General features: G+C 67.9%; 10 protein-coding genes and 1 pseudogene. 3 read left to right on the top strand and 8 right to left on the bottom strand.

What is annotated here, in order from left to right:
- Positions 1 to 2 precede the first annotated feature (2 nt).
- Positions 3 to 3,125, bottom strand: a complete 3,123-nt coding sequence (locus ACQP2D_RS08930; RefSeq protein ID WP_433683230.1) for a type I polyketide synthase — start codon at positions 3,123 to 3,125, stop codon at positions 3 to 5.
- Between the two features lie 27 nt (positions 3,126 to 3,152).
- Positions 3,153 to 9,896, bottom strand: a complete 6,744-nt coding sequence (locus ACQP2D_RS08925; RefSeq protein ID WP_433683229.1) for an SDR family NAD(P)-dependent oxidoreductase — start codon at positions 9,894 to 9,896, stop codon at positions 3,153 to 3,155.
- Between the two features lie 186 nt (positions 9,897 to 10,082).
- On the opposite strand from ACQP2D_RS08925, the gene ACQP2D_RS08920 reads away from it, so the two are divergent.
- Positions 10,083 to 11,636 (top strand): succinic semialdehyde dehydrogenase, encoded by a 1,554-nt coding sequence (locus ACQP2D_RS08920; protein WP_433683228.1) that lies wholly within the window; start codon positions 10,083 to 10,085, stop codon positions 11,634 to 11,636.
- A gap of 18 nt (positions 11,637 to 11,654) precedes the next feature.
- Entirely contained in the window at positions 11,655 to 12,362 is a 708-nt protein-coding gene (locus ACQP2D_RS08915; protein ID WP_433683227.1) for an endonuclease/exonuclease/phosphatase family protein, read from the top strand.
- Here ACQP2D_RS08915 and ACQP2D_RS08910 read toward each other — a convergent pair.
- The 5 genes and pseudogenes from ACQP2D_RS08910 to ACQP2D_RS08890 form a co-directional block, all read right to left on the bottom strand.
- Entirely contained in the window at positions 12,352 to 12,735 is a 384-nt protein-coding gene (locus ACQP2D_RS08910) for a hypothetical protein (RefSeq protein ID WP_433683226.1), read from the bottom strand. The two genes, ACQP2D_RS08915 and ACQP2D_RS08910, sit on opposite strands and share 11 nt — an antisense overlap.
- Before the next feature lie 129 nt (positions 12,736 to 12,864).
- Positions 12,865 to 14,163, bottom strand: a complete 1,299-nt coding sequence (locus ACQP2D_RS08905) for a protoporphyrinogen/coproporphyrinogen oxidase (protein WP_433683225.1) — start codon at positions 14,161 to 14,163, stop codon at positions 12,865 to 12,867.
- 3 nt (positions 14,164 to 14,166) lie between these two features.
- Positions 14,167 to 16,665 (bottom strand): annotated as a pseudogene (locus ACQP2D_RS08900) (type I polyketide synthase); the annotation flags it as partial.
- A 26-nt stretch (positions 16,666 to 16,691) separates the two neighbouring features.
- On the bottom strand, positions 16,692 to 17,828 hold the full coding sequence (locus ACQP2D_RS08895) for a 3-oxoacyl-[acyl-carrier-protein] synthase III C-terminal domain-containing protein (RefSeq protein WP_433683224.1): 1,137 nt from the start codon (positions 17,826 to 17,828) through the stop codon (positions 16,692 to 16,694).
- Positions 17,825 to 18,097 carry an acyl carrier protein gene (locus ACQP2D_RS08890; protein ID WP_433683223.1) on the bottom strand — a complete coding sequence of 91 codons (273 nt, stop codon included), beginning with the start codon at positions 18,095 to 18,097 and terminating at the stop codon, positions 17,825 to 17,827. Before ACQP2D_RS08890 ends, ACQP2D_RS08895 begins: the two co-directional genes overlap by 4 nt.
- A 244-nt stretch (positions 18,098 to 18,341) precedes the next feature.
- Here ACQP2D_RS08890 and ACQP2D_RS08885 point away from each other — a divergent pair, with 244 nt between their 5' ends.
- The gene (locus ACQP2D_RS08885; RefSeq protein WP_433683222.1) at positions 18,342 to 19,631 is read left to right on the top strand and encodes a hypothetical protein; all 1,290 of its coding nucleotides are present in this window, start codon (positions 18,342 to 18,344) and stop codon (positions 19,629 to 19,631) included.
- Here the strand turns inward: ACQP2D_RS08885 and ACQP2D_RS08880 are convergent.
- Positions 19,607 to 20,356, bottom strand: a complete 750-nt coding sequence (locus ACQP2D_RS08880) for a thioesterase II family protein (RefSeq protein WP_433683221.1) — start codon at positions 20,354 to 20,356, stop codon at positions 19,607 to 19,609. The two genes, ACQP2D_RS08885 and ACQP2D_RS08880, sit on opposite strands and share 25 nt — an antisense overlap.
- Between the last annotated feature and the right edge of the window lie 2 nt (positions 20,357 to 20,358).

Below are 20,358 nucleotides of genomic sequence, written 5' to 3'. Positions count from 1 at the left end.
CCTCAGATACCGACGCGCACCGCGTCGTCCACGAGTTCGGCGAGAACCAGCCCGGCGAGAGCCCGTGGGGTTGGGTTGTCGAGAAAGCCCTCGACCGGGATGCACGCGCCCGCGAGCGCATTCATGCGGTTGCGCAGTTCCAGTACCGACAGGGAGGTCAGCCCGGTGGCGAGAATGCCGGTATCCGGGTCGATCTCGCCGTCGGCCCGGTCGACCAGGATCGCGGCGATCTGGGTGCATACCGTCGTGAGGACGAGGTCGGATCGCTGCGGTTCGGATAGCGCCCGCGCGCGTGCCCGGAATTCGGCGTTCGGGTCCGCGGTCGGCAATGCGGCTGCTTCGGCGGGCTCGTCAGGATGCAGAGGCGCGACGGGCTCGGTGCTGTCGCACCAATAGTGCTGTGTGCCACGCCAATACCGGCGGTGCTGGAATGCGTAGGTGGGCAGGTCTACCGTCCGCGCCCCGGTATCGGTGAAGATCGCCGCCCAGTCCACCCCGATACCGCGCACCCACGCCCCGGCCACGGCCCGCATCAGGTCGTGCGGCTCGGATTCGGCGGTACGCAGTGTCGGAAATGTGACGCACGCACGATCGGCGGCACATTCATACGCCATACCGGACAGCACGTCACCGGGGCCGATCTCGACGAAGGTATCGACCTCCGCGTCGAGCAGATAGCGCATGCAGTCGTGGAAGAGCACGGTGCCGCGGGCCTGACGGACCCAGTATTCCGGTGCGCACATCTCTTCGGCCGTGACCGGTTTACCTGTGACATTGGACAGCAAGGTAATCGACGGCGGCTTCAATTCGGCGGCCGCCACAATGGCGCCGAATTCCTCGAGCAGGCCGTCCAAATGTGGGGAGTGGAAGGCACGTTCGACCCGCAGTCGCCGGATCCGCCTGCCCCGCGCCCGCCAGAACTTCGCCAATGCGCCGATCGCGTCCTCGTCACCGGAGATGACGGTCGCGTTGGGACCGTTGCTCGCGGCGGCCGACACCCGGTCGTCATATCCGGCAAGCGATTCGGTGACCTCATCGAGCGACGCGCGCACCGCGAGCATGGCCCCGGGACCGAGCCGCTGCATCAACCGTCCCCGGGCCGCCACCACGGCCACGGCATCGGCACGGGAGAACACACCGCCGATATATGCCGCGGCGAGTTCACCGATCGAGTGGCCGAGCAGGAAATCCGCGGTCAGTCCCCAGGATTCGAGCAATCGGTAGGTCGCTACCTCGACGGTGAACAGTGCGGGCTGGGTGAACTCGGTGCGGTCCAACTCAGCCGCGGCCTGCGGTTCGAACATCACGGTGCGCAGCGGCCGGTCGAGATGGGTGTCGAAGGCGGTGCACAGCTCGTCGAAGGCCGCGCGGAAAGCCGGAAACGCCTCGTACAGTTGCCGACCCATGCCGGTGCGCTGACTGCCCTGACCGGGTAGCAGCAGGCCGAGTTTGCGGCCGGACGCGGCGACACCGGAGACCACGGCTCGGTCGATCGCACCGCGCGCCGCCGCCGATGCCGCATCCCGCAGACCATCATGGTCGGCGGCGAGCAGTACGGCCCGGTGATCGAAGACGGTGCGGGTGGTCGCCAACGAGAAACCGATATCCGCGATATCCGCGGGCGGCAGGGCGCTCAGGCGCGCGGCTTGATCCCGCAGCGCCGGTGCCGTCCGGCCCGAGAGCACACAGGGGTACACCGGATATTGCCGGACGGCTCGCGGTTCGTCCGGAATGCCCGGCTCCGCATCGGTCTGCGCCGGGTCGTACTCGACGATGACGTGTGCATTGGTGCCACTGAATCCGAATGCCGACACGCCCGCCCGTCGGGGCCGTCCGGTCTCCGGCCACGGTCGCGCCTCGCTGGCCAGGCGGACCCCGCCCACCGACCAGTCGATGTGTTCGGAGGGCCGATCGACATGCAATGTCGCGGGCACCACCCCGTGCTGCATGGCCAGCACCATCTTCATCAATGCCGCTGTGCCCGCAGCGGATTGGGTATGCCCGATATTGGATTTGATCGAGCCGAGCCACAGTGGCCGCTCGGGATCGCGGTCGCGCCCGTAGGCCGCGAGCAATGCCTGCGCCTCGATCGGGTCGCCGAGCGGCGTCCCCGTGCCGTGCCCCTCGACCACATCCACATCGGCGGCCGACACCTGCGAATTCACCAGCGCCTGCCGGATAACGCGCTGCTGGGCTCGACCATTGGGTGCGGTCAAACCATTGGACGCGCCATCGGAATTGATGGCACTGCCACGGATCACGGCGAGCACCGGATGTCCGTTGCGCCGGGCATCGGACAGGCGCTCCACCACGAACATGCCGACGCCCTCGGCCCATGCGGTGCCGTCGGCGGCCTGTGCGTACGGTTTGCACCGGCCGTCGGGCGCCAGGGCACGTTGCCGGGAGAACGCGATGAACGGCGATGGCAGCGACATCACGGTGATGCCGCCGGTCAATGCCAGCGAACACCCGCCGCCACGCAGCGATTCGACGGCCTGATGCAGTGCGACCAGTGCACCCGAGCAGGCCGTATCGACCGTGACGGCGGGGCCTTCCAGCCCGAGTAGATAGTTGATCCGTCCGGTGGCGAGGCTGGCCTGGGTGCCGAGCACGTAGTACGTCTCGAATCCGTCCCAGTCCGGCGACCAATCCGAGTAGATCTGATCGCTGACCGCCGCGAATACCCCGGTATCGGTGCCGCGCAAGGTGGTCGGGTCGATGCGCGCCCGCTCGATGGCCTCCCACGCCACCTCCAGCAGCAACCGCTGCTGCGGATCCATTGCCCCGGCCTCGCGTTCGGACACGCCGAAGAATCCCGCGTCGAAATCCGCTATGCCGTCGAGGAATCCACCGAGACCGACGGTTGTCATACCGGGTTCGTCATGCGCCGCCGCCGGACGCCAGCCCCGATCGGTCGGGAATTCCATAACCACCGACCGCTGTTCGGCGACCAGATCCCACAGTGCTTCCGGCGACCGGACGCCACCGGGAAACCGGCAGGCCATTCCGATGATCGCGATCGGCTCGGTCTGCTCGGCCCGCACCTCGCGCAACCGCTGCCTGGTCTCCTGCAACTCGTGCACGGCGCGGCGCAGATATTCGCGCAACTGCTCGTCATCGGCCATGGTGCCGCATCTCCCTTCGGCCTCGAATCAGTCCAGTTGGTCGATGAATTCGAACAATTCGCTGTCCTCGGCCACCGCGAGATCAGCGATGCTCTCGCGCTCCGCGCCGCCGTCGAGTTCGCGCAGCACGGCCCGCAGCCGGGTGGCGATATCGCGTCGATCGTCGGGATCGAGCGAGGCCGCGGTGCAACTCTTCGCCAGCGCCGCCACCTCGGACCTGATCCGGGCGGGTGCGTCATCGACCGGTGCGATCTCCTGACGGATGTATCCGGCCAGTGCGGCCGGGGTCGGATGGTCGAAGACCACCGTGGTGCCGAGATTGATGCCGACCGCGGACTTGACCCGGTTGCGGAACTCCATCACGCCGAGCGAATCGAAACCCAGTTCCTGGAACGGGCGTTCGACGTCGATCGCATCCGGCGACTGATGGCCCAGGACGGCGGCCGCCTGTGCGCGAATCGCGTCCACGATGACCCGCTCCTGTTCGGCCGGATCCAGGCCGATCAGACCGGCCGCGAATTTCGCGGATTCACTCGACCTGGCCGCCGCGGCCCGCCGCGAGGACCGCGCCAGACCGCGCAGCATGGCGGGCATATCGGCCGGATCCATCGCCGAGAGCACCGACACATCCAGGCGCGCGGCCACCGCGGTGGCCCGGCCGCTCGCGAGCGCGGCGTCGAAGAGCGCCATGCCGTGGTCATCGTCGATGGGCAGCATGCCCTCGCGACGCATCCGCGCCCAGTCCTGATCGCCCAGTTCGGCCGTCATACCGCTGGCACTGCGCCAGGCGCCCCAGGCCAGCGCGGTGGCGGGCAGTCCAGCGAGCTGGCGGCGGCGGGCCAGCGCGTCCAAATAGGCGTTCGCCGCGGCGTAATTGGCCTGGCCCGGTCCGCCTAGCACGCCCGCGATGGAGGAGTAGAGCACGAAGGCGGCCAGGTCGAGATCCTTGGTGGCCTCGTGCAGATGGTGCGCGGCATCGACTTTGGGGGTGAAGACCGTTGCCACCTGCTCGGCCGTCATGGAATCGAACATGCCGTCGTCGATCACACCGGCGGTATGCACCACCGCCGTCAGTGGATGCTCCGGCGGAATGGCCTCGAGCAGTGCCGATATCGCGGCCGGATCTGCCACATCGGCGGCGACGATATCGACATCGGCACCGTGGGCCGTCAATTCGGCCACCAGTTCGGTCGCGCCATCGGCGGCCGGACCGCGGCGGCTGGCCAGCAGCAGCCTGCGCACGCCGCGCGCACCGACCAGATGCCGGGCGAGCACGGCACCGAGTCCGCCGGTGCCGCCGGTCACCAGGACCGTGCCCACGGGATTCCACCGCTGCGGCACCGTCAGCACATTCTTGCCGATATGGCGGGCCTGGCTCATGAACCGGAAAACCTCCGGCGCCTCCCGCACATCCCAGGACGTCACCTGAATCGGCCGCAGCACACCGGAGTCGAACAGTTCGACCAGTTCGGTCATGATCTCGCGCAGCCGGTCCGGGCCCGCTTCCATCAGGTGGAAGGCCCGGTAGTAGACGCCGGGATGTTCGGCCGCCACCTTGTCCGGCTCACGTCGGTCGGTCATGCCCATTTCGATGAAGCGGCCACCGCGCGGCAGCAAGCGCAGGGAGGCGTCGACGAATTCGTTGGCCAGTGAGTCGAGCACGACATCGACGCCGCGTCCGTCGGTGGCGTCGAGGAATCGCTGTTCGAAATCGAGGGTGCGGGTGTCGCCGATATGCGCGTCGTCGAATCCCATGCCGCGCAGCACATCCCACTTCGGCTTGCTCGCGGTGACATAGAGTTCCGCGCCGAGATGCCGGGCCAGCTGCACGGCGGCCATGCCGACGCCGCCGGTGGCGGCATGCAACAGTAGCGTCTCCCCCGGCTGCAATCCGGCCAGATCGACCAGGCCGAAGTACGCCGTGGCGAAGACCACCGGTGCGGCGGCCGCCTGTGCGAAGGACCAGCCGCGCGGCATCGCGACCACCAGCCGCCGATCCACCACGGCGGTGGAGCCGACCACCGGCAGGAAGCCGAATACCCGATCGCCCGGCGCGAAATCGGTGACGTCCGGGGCGACTTCGAGCACGACGCCCGCGCCCTCACCGCCGATCGGCGCGTCCGGATCCGGATACATGCCGAGCACGATCAGCACGTCACGGAAGTTCACACCCGCCGCCCGCACCGCGACCCGGACCTGACCGGACGCCAGCGGTGCGGTGGCGTCGGGATCCGGTGTGAGCGCGAGGTTATCGCCGGTCAAGGTGCCCTTGCCGAGTGGGAGCAGCCGCCAGTCGCCCGCGTCCGCTGACGTACTCGCATCGACCGTGTCGGCGCCGGAGCGGCTCACCCGGACCGCGTGCAATCCACCGCGCCGCAGCGCCAGCTGTGGTTCGTCGGCGACGGTGACGGCCTGTTCGACGGCGTCGCGGTAGTGCGCCCAATCGTCGACATCGACGAGCAGCATCCGCCCCGGGTTCTCGTTCTGCGCGCTGCGCAGCAGGCCCCAGGCCGCCGCGCCCGCCAGCTCGGCCTGTTCCGCGCCGTGCACGGCCACCGCGTTGCGGGTCACTACCACCAGGATCCGTTCGGCGGCATCCTCCTCGGTTACCAGCCGCTGCACGGTCGTCATCAGGTCGGTCACCCAGTCGCGTACCGATTCGGGTGCGCTGCTATCCGATTCGACGGCATCGGCGGCGAGCACCGCGGCCCGTTGCCCGGCCACGGTCGCCGATTCCAGGCTCTCGCCCAGCCGCGCCCACGGCTCGTCGACGGTCACGTCCTCGGTGCGCGGCACGGTAATCCAGGTCGTACCGAGCAGATCCGCGTTCACGGTCGACTTCACGACCAGCGCTTCGCGCGGCAGCGCGCGCAATGCCAGCGCGGCCACCTCGGCGACCGGAGCGCCGCCCGCATCGGCCAATGCGAGTGAGATCCGGTCCGGCGCCGGTGCGGTCAGCCGCACCCGCAGCGACGACGCACCCACCGCGTGCAGCGAGACGCCCTCCCAGGAGAACGGCACCGATACCTCGCCGTCCGCACCCGCGGCGCCGCCGCCCAGGGCGATGGCGTGCAACGCGGCATCCAGCAGTGCGGGGTGCACGCCGAACCGTTCGGCCGAGGAGCGCGCCTGTTCCGGCAGATCCACCTCGCCGAACAGATCGTCGCCGCGCCGCCAGAGTGCGGTGAGCCCGCGGAACAGCGGGCCGTAGCGATATCCGGCCTCGGCCAGATCGTCGTAGCCGCCGTCGAGCGCGACCGGCTCCGCACCCGACGGCGGCCACGTCGCGAAATCCGCACTCACCGTGGCCGATTCATCCTGCGGGGCCGGTTCGACGACACCCACGGCGTGGCACGTCCATTCGATCTGTTCACCGGTCTCGGATTCGGCCTGTGGGCGCGAGTACACCGTGAGCGCCCGAGCGCCGGTGTCCTGCGGTGCGGCCGCGACGACGCGCAATTCGATCGCGCCGGTACCGGACAGCGGCAGCGGCGCCTGCAGCACCAGCTCGGCCAGTCGGGTGCAGTCCACCAGACTGCCCACGTGCAGGGCCATTTCGACGAAGGCGGTGCCGGGCAGCAGCACGGTACCCGCGATATCGTGATCGGCCAACCACGGATGGCTGCGCAGCGAAAGCCGTCCGGTGCAGACGATCTCATCGGATTCCGGCAGCCGCACCAGCGCGCCGAGCAGCGGATGCGCGGCATCCTCCAGCCCCGACTGCCGCACATCACCGACACCCGCGGATTGCAGCCAGAACGGCTGCCATTGGAAGGGATAAGTCGGCAGGTCGACCGCCGTCGCACCGCTACCGGCGAACAACTCCGCCCAATTCACCTGCGCACCAGCGCAATATCCGGTGGCCAGCGCGGCAATGAGTCCGGACACCTCGCCGTCCGCACCGGGCGTGCGCAGCACCGGTTTGGTCGTCGGCACCGGTTGCTCGGCCGCGGCGGCGGTCTGCACCACCAGCGTGGTCAGCGCCGCACCGGGTCCGGCCTCCCACGCGACGCCGACTCGGGCATCGCTCAGCCGCTGAGCGGCCGCCATGAACCGCACCGGTCGGCGCACCTGACCGACCCAGTAGGCCGGGGAACGCAATTCGTCATCGCTGGCCGGTTCGCCGGTCACCGTGGAGATGATCGGAATGGTCGCCTTGTGGTAGGTCAGTCCGGCACAGACCTTTTCGAAATCGGCGAGCATCGGCTCCATCCGCGGCGAATGGAAGGCGTGACTCACCACCAGGCGTTTGGTCTTGCGGCCGCGCTCGGTCAGGATCGCCGCGATCTCGCCGACGGCATCGTCGTCGCCGGAGAGCACCAGCGAGCGCGGCCCGTTGACCGCCGCGATGCCGACCCGGTCCGCGCGATCGCCGATGAGCGCGGCCACTTCGTCCTCATCAGCGGTGACCGAGACCATGGTGCCGCCCTCGGGCAGCGCCTGCATCAGTCGTCCGCGCGCGGCGACGAGCGCGCAGGCGTCCGAGAGCGACCACACCCCGGCCACGAACGCCGCCGCGATTTCACCGATGGAGTGCCCGACCAGATAGTCGGGGCTGACGCCCCAGGACTGCAGCAGCCGGAACAGCGCGACCTCGATCGCGAACAGGGCGGGTTGGGTGTATTCGGTCCGGTCCAGCAGCGCGGCCGCCGCGGTGTCCGGTTCGGCGAAGATCACCTCGCGCAGTCCCACGGTCCAGTCCGGGGTGGCGGCATCGACCTGTGCGCACACCTCGTCGAAGATCTCGGCGAACAGCGGATAGGCCCGGTACAGCTGGGTGCCCATGCCCGCGCGCTGCGCACCCTGGCCCGGGAACAGCACCGCGGTGCGGACATCACGTCCGGCGACGCCGCGGACCACCTGCGGCGAATCCTGTTCTGCCGTCAGTGCTTCCAGTGCGGCCAGCAGCTCATCGCGATCGGCACCGAGCAGTACCGCCCGGTGCTCGAATTCCGAGCGGGTCGCGATCAGCGAGTGCCCGATATCGGTGGGATCGGTGTCCGGATATGCCGTCAGGTACTGCGACAACCGCCGCGCCATCGCGGGCACTGCCGCCTCGGTGCGCCCGGACAGTACCCACGGCGTGATCAGCGGCTTGTTCCGTTGTGGTGCACTGTCATTCGGCTCATCGATCGGCGGCTCCTCGATGATCAGGTGCGCATTGGTGCCGCTGATGCCGAACGAGGAGATTCCGGCGCGTCGCGGCGTGGCCCGGCGCGGCCACGGCCGTGATTCGGCGAGCAGCCGAACATTGCCCTCGGTCCAATCCACATGTTCGGTCGGGTCCTCGGAATTCAGTGTGCGCGGCAGCATTTCGTGCCGCATGGACAGCACCGTCTTGACGATTCCGGCGACACCGGCGGCGGCCTGGGTGTGTCCCATATTCGATTTGATCGAACCCAGCCACAGCGGATCGTCCGGACTCGGCCGCTGCTGGCCATAGGTGGACAGCAGCGCCTGCACCTCGATGGGATCACCCAGAACCGTTCCGGTGCCGTGCCCTTCGACCATATCGACATCGGCGGCGGTGATCTTCGCATCGGCCAGGGCGTCCCGGATGACCCGCTGCTGCGCCGGACCGTTCGGTGCGGCCAGCCCATTGGACGCGCCGTCCTGATTCACCGCCGAACCGCGCACCAATGCCAGAATCCGGCGGCCCTGCGCCCGGGCCCGCGACAATCGCTCCAGCACCAGCACACCGACGCCCTCGGACCACACGGTGCCGTCGGCACCCTCGCCATAGGACTTGCACCGTCCGTCCGGCGCCAGCCCGCGCTGCATGCTGAACGAGATGAACGGCGCGGCCTTCGCCATGACCGTGACACCGCCGGCCAGCGCGGTATCGCATTCGCCGCGCCGCAGCGCCTGGGCGGCCAGATGCACGGTCACCAGCGACGACGAGCAGGCCGTATCGATGGTGAGCGCCGGACCCTCCAGCCCGAGCGCGTAGGAGATGCGCCCGGACGCGACACTTCCCGTCATACCGGTCATCAGATATCCGGCGAGGTCCGCGGGTGCGGTGTCATCGGCGTAGTCGTTGTAGAACATTCCGGCGTAGACGCCGGTGCGACTGCCGTGCATGGAACTCGGGTCGATGCGCGCGTGCTCGAGCGCCTCCCACGAGACCTCGAGCAACAGGCGCTGCTGTGGATCGGTGGCCAGCGCCTCGCGCGGTGAGATGCCGAAGAAGCCCGCGTCGAATGCCGCGGCGCCGTCCAGGAATCCGCCGGAACGGACGTAGGTCTTTCCCTCGGCGCCCGGCTCCGGATCGTAGCAATCGTCCCAACCGCGTTCGGGCGGGAACTCCGAGGTCACCTCGCGACCGGCCATCAGCATGCGCCACATGTCCTCCGGCGAGGCGATGCCGCCGGGATAGCGGCAGGCCATGCCCACGATGGCGATCGGTTCCTCAGGATCGGTGGCGGATGCGACGAATCCGCTGCCCTCGGGCGCGTCGGCACCGATCAGCCTGGTGCGCAGCAGTTCGGCGAGCCGGTCGATGGTCGGATAGTCGAAGGCGACCGCGGCCGTGAGCTCCACGCCGCTGACCCGGCGCAGCCGGTCGCGCAGTTCGACCGCGGACCGAGAGTCGAAGCCCAGGTCCCGGAACGAGGCCGATACGTCGATCACCTCGGGCGCGATCCCGCCGAGCACATCGGTCACCTGCTCGACCACCAGCTCGCGCAGCAGCCGCCGCTGCTCCTCGGGGGCGCGGCGGCTGAGCTCATCGCGTTCGAGCACCGCGCTGCGGTCGCCATTCGACTGTGACATCTGGACTCCTCGAATGTGGTTGCGCTGCACCGGAAACCTTCGACTTTCGCCGATATTCCGAGCCTAATTAGTGGCCGGTCTGCGCCCGTCCACCGTCCGGTAATCGGTCGGCAACCGCTGGTCCCGATTCGTCTAATTCGGCGGTAGTTTTCTATTCGACATTCCATGCGAGGCGGGAGTACGACAATGCCGGTTCCGGAATCCACTGTTTTCCAGCGATTGTGTCGGCTCGCCTCGGTCACCGACCACGACGGTCGACCGACCACCACGATCGACGAGGTGTTCACCGGCCAACCGCTCGGCCCGGTTCCGCGGGCCGATGCCGATGACGTACACGCCGCCTTCACGAAAGCCTCAGTCGCGCAGCGTGATTGGGCCGCGCTACCGGTACGCGCCCGCGTCGATGTCATCAAGCGCTATCGCGCACTGGTACTCGAACGCCGCGACCTGCTGCTCGATATCATCCAGGCCGAGACCGGAAAGGCCCGCTGGACCGCGCAGGAGGAAATACTCGGAATCCTCGCCGGAACACAGTATTACGCGCGGCTGGCGCCGGAGTTATTGAAGCCGAAGCGAGTTCCCGGGCCGCTGCCCGGTCTGACCCGGGTGCACGTACACGCGCAACCGAAGGGCGTCGTCGGTGTCATCGCGCCGTGGAATTACCCCATGTTCCTGGCCATCGGCGATTCCATTCCGGCACTGCTCGCGGGTAATGCGGTGGTGCTGAAACCCGCGTCCCGAACGCCCTTCGCCGCCTTGGCCAATGCCGAATTGCTCTACGCGGCCGGGCTGCCCCGCGACCTGCTCGCGGTGGTTCCCGGTCCGGGTTCGACGGTCGGACGCGCCATCGTCGCGGACTGCGACTACCTCATGTTCACCGGCTCCTCGACCACCGGGCGGGTGCTCGCCCGGCAGTGCGCCGACCGGTTGATCGGATTCTCCGCCGAATTGGGTGGCAAGAATCCGATGATCGTGACCGCGGGCGCCGATCTCGACAAGGTCGCGAAGGCCGCACTGCGCGCGTGCTTCTCGAATGCCGGTCAGCTGTGTCTGTCCATCGAGCGCATCTATGTCGAGCAATCGATCGCCGAGGAGTTCACGGCGAAATTCGTCGCCGCGATCGAGGCGATGCCACTCGGCGCCGGCTACGACTTCACCACCGCGATGGGCAGTCTCAGCTCCGCCGACCAACTCGCCACCGTCGCCAAACACCTCGCCGACGCGAAATCCAAGGGCGCGACGGTCGTTACCGGCGGCAAGGCCCGGCCCGACCTCGGTCCACTGTTCTTCGAGCCGACGGTGCTGACCGGGGTGACATCCGACATGGACTGTGCCCGTGCGGAAACCTTCGGCCCTCTGGTCTCGATCTACCCGGTCGCCGATATCGATGCGGCCGTCCGGCTCGCCAATGACACCGAGTACGGCCTCAGCGCCAGCGTATGGGCCGCGACCCCGGCCGAGGGCGAGGCCATCGCGGTCCGATTGCGCTCGGGTGCGGTGAATGTCGATGAAGGCTATGCGGTCGCCGCGGCCAGCCCGAGTGCGCCGATGGGCGGTATGGGCAGCTCCGGACTCGGCCGCAGACACGGTCCGGAGGGACTGCTCAAATACACCGAGCCGCAGACCGTCGCCACCGCACTGGTCGTCGATCTCGATGCGCCACCGCGCATGTCCGCCGAACGGTGGCAGCGGTTGCAGGTGCCCATGGCCGAATTCATCGGCAAACTTCCCGGCCGGTGACCACTAGCATCGTGCCCTGTGATCACAGTGGCCAGTTGGAACGTTCTGCATCGCGTACACGCGGAGAACTGGGGCTCCGATATCGCGGCGCGCTGGCCCGATGAAGCGGCACGCATCGCGGCGGTGACCGACTGGTTGGCCGCGCGCCCCGAACAGGTCATCGCCCTACAGGAGGTCAGCGGCGATCAGCTGGCAAGTCTGCGATCGACATTGCCCGGCAGGGATATTCACGCGCTGCGCTATCCGCGCGTCCCGCATCCGCGCAGCGGCACCAGTCCGCTGCGCGACCGCACCGAACACCTCGTGCTCCTGATCGACGGATCCGGCCGCGAGGTCGCGGCCGAATCCTTCGACAACGATCCGGGCAATGGCGCATTGGCCGTCGAAACGGCCGGAATGGTTTTCCTGGCAACCCATGTGACCGGCGACCCGCGGCGCACCCGTCAGCTCGCGCGGTTGGCCGAACTCGCCGCACCGGGCCGGGCGACCGTCCTGCTCGGCGACTTCAACATCGACCGCGACACCGTGGCATCCGCACTCGGCGCCGACTTCGCCATCGCCGATCTGCCCGCCGATTCGGTGCCGACACGCCCGCGCACCTCGGGCACGAAATCTCAGTTCATCGACCACGTGGTCGTGCGGGGCGCCACCGTGACCGATGCGGCGGTGGTCGCCGTCGACGGTCTCTCGGACCACAATTTCGTCCGCGCCACCATCACCGGATAGGCCCTCCGCCAGCGCGCCAGAGCCAGCGCCAGCGCGGCAACTCCGCGATCACCGTGAGCACCGCGAGCACTTGGACCAGGACGGCGATCCAGGTCGGCAAGAGGACCCAGGTGCTGATGACGGCCGCGACCACCTGCAGCACAACCAGGGCGATCGTGACCCACCCCGGCACCGGGACAAGAATCTGCTGCTTGTCACCCGGCGTGGCGAACACCGTCGGCAGACCGATCAACACCACCACCGACAGCACCGCGAGCAAGGCCGAATGCCCGGCGAGCGCCCATGGTGTCGTGATCCAGGCGATGAGCTCGATCGCAAATCGCAGGCCCGACGCGGCTCTGCCCTGCCCGGTGCGGTTCGGCGATTCCACCATGGATACAGCGTGCCATGCGATGGACACGGACGCAGAGTGCAGCGAAGCCCCGGACCGAAGGGGATGGCCCGGGGCTTCACGAGGTTTATCGTGCGCAGCGGCCGCCGAGTTAACAGTGTGCAATGACGGTCACACCAGTTGGGCCAGTAGGTCATCGGCGGCGCTGGTGCCGGAGCGGAAGCAGGCCTCGAGGGAGGTGCCGATGAGGTAGTCGCCCGCTACGGCGAGGCCGGTGCAGGTGGTGATCTCGTGGCGCAGTTTGGCGGTGAAATCGCCGTGGTCGGGCAGGTAGGCACAGTAGGCGGTATCCCAGGTGCGGGTTACCCGATGGCGGCGGGCGGCACCGGTGGCGGCGCAGTGTTCGAGCACGGCGCGTTCGGCTCGGGCGAGCCAGGTTTCGAAGCCTTTGGCCGATGGGAGCGGACGCGCGTCGCGGCCCGCGAAGATATAGCGGACGATATCGCGGCGGCTCGGACTCTCCGGGCCGACGGCGCGACACGGTCCGTCGTCGAAGGTGATACCCCAGACATCGGGTGCGAAGATATCGCGGTCGTATTCGACGACCGCCGCCGCGGCCGGGAGGTACCTGATCTGCGAGAGCAGCTTGCCGACGGCGGGGAATTCGTCGATCACCAGATCGGCGGCCGCCAGCGCCGGAGTCGCCACCAGAACCGCGTCATAGCGGTGTTCGATGGGCGGAGCGCCCTTTTCGGCGATGACCAGGCCGCGGACCCGGCCATTGCGCACCAGTAAGCGCGACGCCGTGGCGCCGGTGCGCAGCACAACCTGTCGGGACAGGGCGTCGAAGACCGGCTGGATACCGTCGGTCAGGCGGTCGAAGTCATCGAGCACGGTCGCCAGCGTCGCGCCGAAGGAGCCGAGGTAGACCTCCTCGGGCTCGGCACCGTGGGTCCATACGGTCATGGGGCGCAACAGTATTTCGGTGAGGGCCGGGCCGAAGTGTTCGCTGAGCGGTTTGTGGTCGCTGTGCGCGGCGAGTCTGGCGTAATAGCCGGGTTCGAGGAGGCCGTCGGCGGTCATTGCGCGGGTGGCGAGGTAGGAGAACTTCGCGACATCCGGTGCGGGGGCACCCGCTTCGATGAGATGCCGCAGGCCGCCGGAGCGATCGCGATGGTCGATGGTGAACAGCGCACCGTCCACGATCCGCGACATCCGCAGCGGATAGCGCTCGAGGCCGAACGGGCCCAGTTCCGTCAGGAATTCGCGCAGTGCGGTGTACTTGCGGCCGATGAGGCGCCCGCCCGCCATGATCGGCCGGTCACCGAGCAGGCTGGCACCGCACCGGCCACCCGGCTCCGGTTCGCGTTCGATCAGTTCGACCCGGTGCCCCGCCTGCTGGAGGCGATGGGCGGCCGCCAGTCCCGAAATACCCGCACCGACCACCGCGATGTGCTGGCCATCCCGCACGCCTCACCTACCCAGCCAGTAGGTGCGATGCTGAAAGGCATAGGTGGGCAGGTCGATTCGCCGCGCCCCGGTCGTCGCATACAGCGCCGACCAGTCCACCGGCGTTCCGGCGGTATGCGCACGGGCCAGGCCGGCCGTGAAGGCGATCGCCTCGTCCGATGGACCGTATTCCCCGGTGCCGAGCATCGGCGTGACGACCACATCGGTATCCCCGGTGACGGTCGCGCCGACGATTTCTCGCGCGCGCTGCGTCCATACACCGCAACCCAATTCCATGACGATCGATCCGGCATGCGCGGCCGCCCACCGGATCGCCTCCCAGGGTGCATCCTCCGTACGAGGCTCCGCCGTCCAATACTCGGCCGAGCACAGCTCGTCCCGAACGACCAGTCGGCCGGTCCGGGCGGACACAATGGCGACCTTCGTATCCGCGAAACTCGCGTTCGCGCATACCCGCGCGATTTCCGCCGGATCGCTTCCGGCCCTGATGAACTCGACCGCCGACGTCAACGACAACACTCCCGCCACATATCCGACCGCGACCTCGCCGATGCCCTGTCCGACCAGATAGTCGGCCCGCACCCCGAACGAGGCCAGTAACGCAGACAACCCCACCTCGATGCCGAAGACTCCCGCCCGCGCGAACTCTGGACGATCCCACAATCCAGCGGCCGAATCGGGCTCACCTGTCACAAGATCGCGCAGCGGACGTCCCAGATCCGCGAACGCCGCATCCACTTCGTCATAGGCCGAGCGGAAGACCGGAAAATCGGCATACAGCCCACGCCCGGCACCGGCGAGCCCCGCATCGGGAAACAACACCACCGTCTTGGCCACCGGTGACGCCACCGCACGCAGCACAGTCGGCGAATCCTGTCCGGCCGCAAGCGCTTCCAGCCCGGCCAGCAAATCATCGTATTTGCGACCGATCAGCACCGCCCGGTGCGGCAGCCGCGCACGCGAAACCGCCAGTGCATGACCGATATCCACCGGATCGAGATTCGGCTGCGCGCGCAGCTGGCCCGCGAGCCGTTCCGTCTGACCCGTCAGCGCCCGCGGCGACCGCGCCGACACCACCCAGGCCAGCACCGGCGGCGCACCGTCGGATGCAGGCGCGGGCTCCTGTGTCGGGGCCTGCTCGAGCACCACGTGGGAATTGGTGCCGGTGATGCCGAACGACGATACGGCCGCCCGCCGTGGTCGCCCGGTATCCGGCCACGGCCGAGTCTCGGTGACCAGCTCCAGTTGCCCGGCCGTCCAGTCGACGTGCGGCGTCGGCTCGTCCACATGCAGCGTCGGCGGGACCACGCCGTGGCGCATGGCCATGACCATCTTGATCACCCCGGCCACCCCGGCGGCGGCCAGGCAGTGGCCCATATTCGATTTGATCGACCCGAGCAGCGCCGGACGGTCCCGCTCCTGTCCGTAGGTGGCGAGCAGCGCCTGCACCTCGATGGGATCGCCGAGCACGGTCGCGGTGCCGTGGCCCTCGATGACATCCACGTCCGCGCCGGACAGCTGGGCATTGGCCAGCGCCGCGCGGATCACCCGCCGCTGCGCCGAACCGTTCGGCGCGGTGAAGCCATTGGACGCGCCGTCCTGGTTCACCGCCGAACCGCGCAGCACCGCGAGTACCGGATGGCCGTTGCGCTGGGCATCCGAAAGCCGTTCCAGCAGTAGCATTCCCACGCCTTCGGACCACACGGTTCCGTCGGCGGCGGCGGCATATGAGCGGCAGCGCCCATCGGAGGCGGTGCCACGCTCACTCGAGGATGCGAACATATCCGGCGTCGCCATCACCGTGACGCCACCGACCAGCGCGAGGGTGGACTCCCCCGACCGCACCGACGCCATGGCCTGATGCAGTGCCACCAGCGAGGACGAGCACGCGGTATCCACCGTCACGGCCGGACCTTCCAAACCGAACACATAGGAGATCCGCCCCGATCCGGCGCCTGCCGCCTTGCCGGTCAGCAGGAAGCCGGACAGACCGCTGATCTGCTCTGTCGTCAACGCGCGATACGCGCCGTCGACGGTTCCGTAGGACTGCCCGATCAGACCGACGAACACCCCGGTTCGACTGCCGCGCAAGCCGGTCGGATCCATACCCGCCCGCTCGAAGGTCTCCCACGCCACCTCGAGCAGCTGACGTTGCTGCGGGTCGATGGCCAGCGCCTCACGGGGACTGATCCCGAAGAAGCGCGCATCGAAATCGCCCGCGCCCTCGATGAATCCGCCCTGTTCCACCATCCTGGTCCGGCTCGGATCGGGATCGGTGACGCCCGCGAAGTCCCAGCCGCGATCGGTGGGCCACCCGGAGACGACATCGCGTCCCGCCGCGACCATGTCCCACAGATCGTCGGGACCGAGCACGCCGCCGGGATAGCGACAGCCCATCGATACGATCGCCACCGGCTCGTAGATGCGAGCCTCCAACTGCCGCACCCGATCCCGGGTGCGCTGCAATTCACCGGCCGCGGTGCGCAGATATTCGCGCAGCCGCTGTTCCTCAGCCATGGCCGGACACCTCAGACCCGGTCCGCGGCCACCGCCGTGAGATGCATGAACGAGATGATGAAGCGGCCGGATTCGGGCACCATGCACACCAGGGTGTCGCCCTCCTTGATCAACCCCTCGGACAGCATTTCATCGAGAATGATGTAGATGCTGGCGCTGCCGATATTGCCGACCCTGGTGAGGTTGCTGTACCAGTTCACCATCTCGCCCCGAGTGATGTCGCGGCGCTTGAACTCGCCGATCATCAGCTCCTTCATCCGCTCACTCGAGTAGTGCACCGGATACCAGGTGACCTTCTCCGGATCGAATTTTCCGGCGGCGACGAGCTTTTGGTACTCCTGGATGCCGACTTCGACCAAATGCGGGAGCAGCGACAGCTTCTGCCGAATCGCCAGCGCCCCATCGTGCGCGGCGGCCGTGGTGGTCGGGTAGTCGCCCCAGCTCTTGGTGCAGGCATTGTCATTGCTGCCCAGGTACATGCACGCCTGTTCGGTATTGGCGTAGGAGGTCAGCGAGATCCAGTCGATGCGCAGACTGATCTTGCCCGGCTCCGGCTCGGACCGCAGTACCGCCGCACCGGCGCCGTCGGAGAGCATGTACCGCAGAAATGCCGTCTCCATGGGCAGCGTGCCCTCTTCGATCACCGACTTCATCTCGGCATATCGGGAACTCTTGAAGCCACGCGAGGCGAATTCACTGGCCACCGCGACGGCATTGCGCTTCTCGCCGATGGCGACCTGGAGATAGGCGTCCTTCAATGCCATCATCCCGGAGCTGCAGATCCCGTGCGCGGTCATGACCTCCATCGGCGCGTAGCCGAGTTCGCCGTGAATCATGCTGGCGTGCCCCGGCCCGAGCAGATCGGGCATGGTGGTCGCGGCGGCGAGCATTTCCACCTCGTCCGGGCCGAGACCCGCCCGCGCGACGGCCGCGCGCACCGCCTGTGCCGCCATCGCCGCATTCGACATCACCGTCTGCTGATTCTTATCGATCGCGTAGTGGCGGGTCTTGATGCCGCTATTGCCGAGGATCATCTCGCGCAGATCCGCCGATGCGAGACCGGCCTTGCCGATGTAGTCCTCGATTTCGTCATTGGGCACCGGATCGCCGGGCAGATAGCGACCGGTCGCGGTGATGTAGGCGCTCACCTCTCCGCTCCGATCGCACTCTCCCGCGCGGCCACCTTCCGCTCCAGCAGATCGGTGAAGTCCCCGAAGGTGCGCACCGAGGCGATCCGCTCGTCGTCCAGGACGATGCCGTACTTCTTCCGCACAATATCGGCAATGGCGAGCAGGCCCAGCGAATCGACCCCGAGTTCGTTCAACGCCGAATGACTCTTGATTTCGTCCTGCTCGATACCGTAATGCGAATCCAGATAGTCGAATATGTCCTTTTGAATTTCGTCTACTATCGACATGCGCTACCCCATTCTGATGCGATGGGCCTGCCCCCGGAGCCGGGTGAACGACCTGCACCAAGTCTTACACCAGCCCCTACCACCGTCAAGATGATCATTTCGAAAGATATTGTCCGACAGTACAATTCGATTGCGTCAACCCCTATTTCGCAACCCCTATCGGCAGAATTCGCGCCTTGACCGGCCGGTGCGCACGCCGATACAGTTTCCGGCATCGCTAATTCTTCGAATTCGCCCGGCGAAAGTGGGCAGCACCATGGTCATGGATCAGCACAACAAGCGTGCGGTCATATTCTCGTACTCGCAGACCGGCCAATTGACCGATACCGTGCGGGCATTCACCGAACCGTTGCTCGCGGCGGGCTGGCGCATTCGCCATGTCCCCGTCACACCGGCCCGGCCGTATCCGTTCCCGTGGCCGATCGCGAAGTTCTTCGGCGTCTTTCCCGACAGCGTCGACGAACAGGCCCGCATCGCGCTCGACACCTCGGTTTCGCAGCCGCGCTCGGATCCGGACGAGCTGGTCGTACTGGCCTATCAGGTGTGGTTCCTCGCGCCGTCGCTGCCGATGCGCACGCTGCTCAATGCCCATCCCGAGGTCTTCGCCGATCGCGATGTGGTGTCGGTGATCGCCTGCCGGAATATGTGGTATTCCGCCGCGGTGGAGGTCGACCGGCGCCTGCGCGCGCTCGGTGCCCGGCATCTCGGCGCGGTGGTGGCGACCGATACCCGACCCCAGTTCGTCACGCTGGTCACCACATTGCGCTGGCTGTTGGGCGGCAAGCGGGAAGCGCGAGGGGTTTTCGGCAGGGCCGGTATCGACCAAGGCGAACTCGATCGCGTTCGGGACTGCGGGATCGCTTGGGCGGCAGGCGCTTCCGATATCTCCGGCACCAAAGTCGTCTATCCGATCGCGGGAGCGGACCTACTGGCGGGTCGAATCTTCCGGCGCTGGGGCCGATTGATTCGCGCGGCGTCCCGACGGGGTCCGGCATTGCGCGCCGCGACCTTGACGGCATTCGTCCTCTGGCTCGGCAGCTCGCTGGCCCTGATGCCGCTCGGCGCACTGCTCGCATTGCCGATGCATCGGCGCATCGATCGGGCCATCGACAAGACCTTGGCGGACATCACCGAGCTGCGGCAAGTCACCGATCCACCGTCCACAGCACGCGAACACGAGGCGGCCGATCCTCGAGTGCTGGAGCTGTGCAAGGACGAGTACGTGTTGCTCTTCGACGCCGAGAGCCAACCGACGTGGCTCGACGCCGTCGGCTACGTACGCATGATGGACACCACTCCCCTCTCGGCGGTGGCGGTCTCGCGTGACCGCGAGCACGCCGACGGCACGCTCGCGGACCCCTCCGGCAAGATATCGGCCGCATACGGGCTCAGCGGTGCCACCGCGGTACTGCTGCGACCCGACGCGTTCGTGGCGGCCGTACTGCCCGGCACCGATCCGTACCAGGAACTCATCCGTGCGGTACGGGACGCCACTCGCGACGACGACCCTCAGCCCGCGACCAACTCCCGCTGAACCACGGCCGCGACCTCTTCGGGTCGATCCCACAGGTAGAAATGCCCGCCGCGGAAAGCCTGCAGGTCGAACGCCGCCGAGGTATGCGACTGCCAGGCCTCGGCCTCCGCCCGGCTCACCCGGGGATCGCGATCGCCGACCAATACCGTCACCGGGCACGCCACCCGAGCGCCCGGCGCGCACCGATAGGTCTCCACGGCCCGGTAGTCGCTGCGGATCGCGGGCAGGAAGGCCGCGGCGATCTCGGGATCGTCGAGCAGTTCGATACCGGGACCGCCGAGCAGGCGCAGTTCGGTCAGAATTCCCGCATCCGAACGCCGATGGACCGATTCGGTCCGCACCCTCGACGGCGCCCGGCGCCCTGAGGCGAAAAGATGTTGTGGCACAGCATCTTCGGTCGTCAACAACCGACCGACCTCGAAGGCGACCACCGCCCCCAGACTGTGTCCGAACAGTGCGATCGGCACATCGGTGCGCGCGAGCACCGCGGGCAGCGCGCCCGCGGCCAACTCCGCAACCGTCTCCAGGCACGGCTCCCCGCGCCGGTCCTGCCGGCCGGGACTCTGCACCGCGAACACCTCGATCGGTCCGTCGATGGCCCGCGCCAGCGTCGCGAACGAGCTCGCCGAACCACCGGCGTGCGCGAAACAGATCATCCGTACCAGCGGGCGCGGATGCGGCCGTATCCGCTGGAGCCAGCGCTCGTGCACCCTCGGTTCGGTCATCG

The sequence above is a fragment of the Nocardia sp. CA-119907 genome (assembly GCF_050955995.1).
Lineage (GTDB): Bacteria > Actinomycetota > Actinomycetes > Mycobacteriales > Mycobacteriaceae > Nocardia.
The sequence above is the reverse complement of the archived record's forward strand: the minus strand, read 5'-3'. Positions and strand labels throughout refer to the sequence as shown.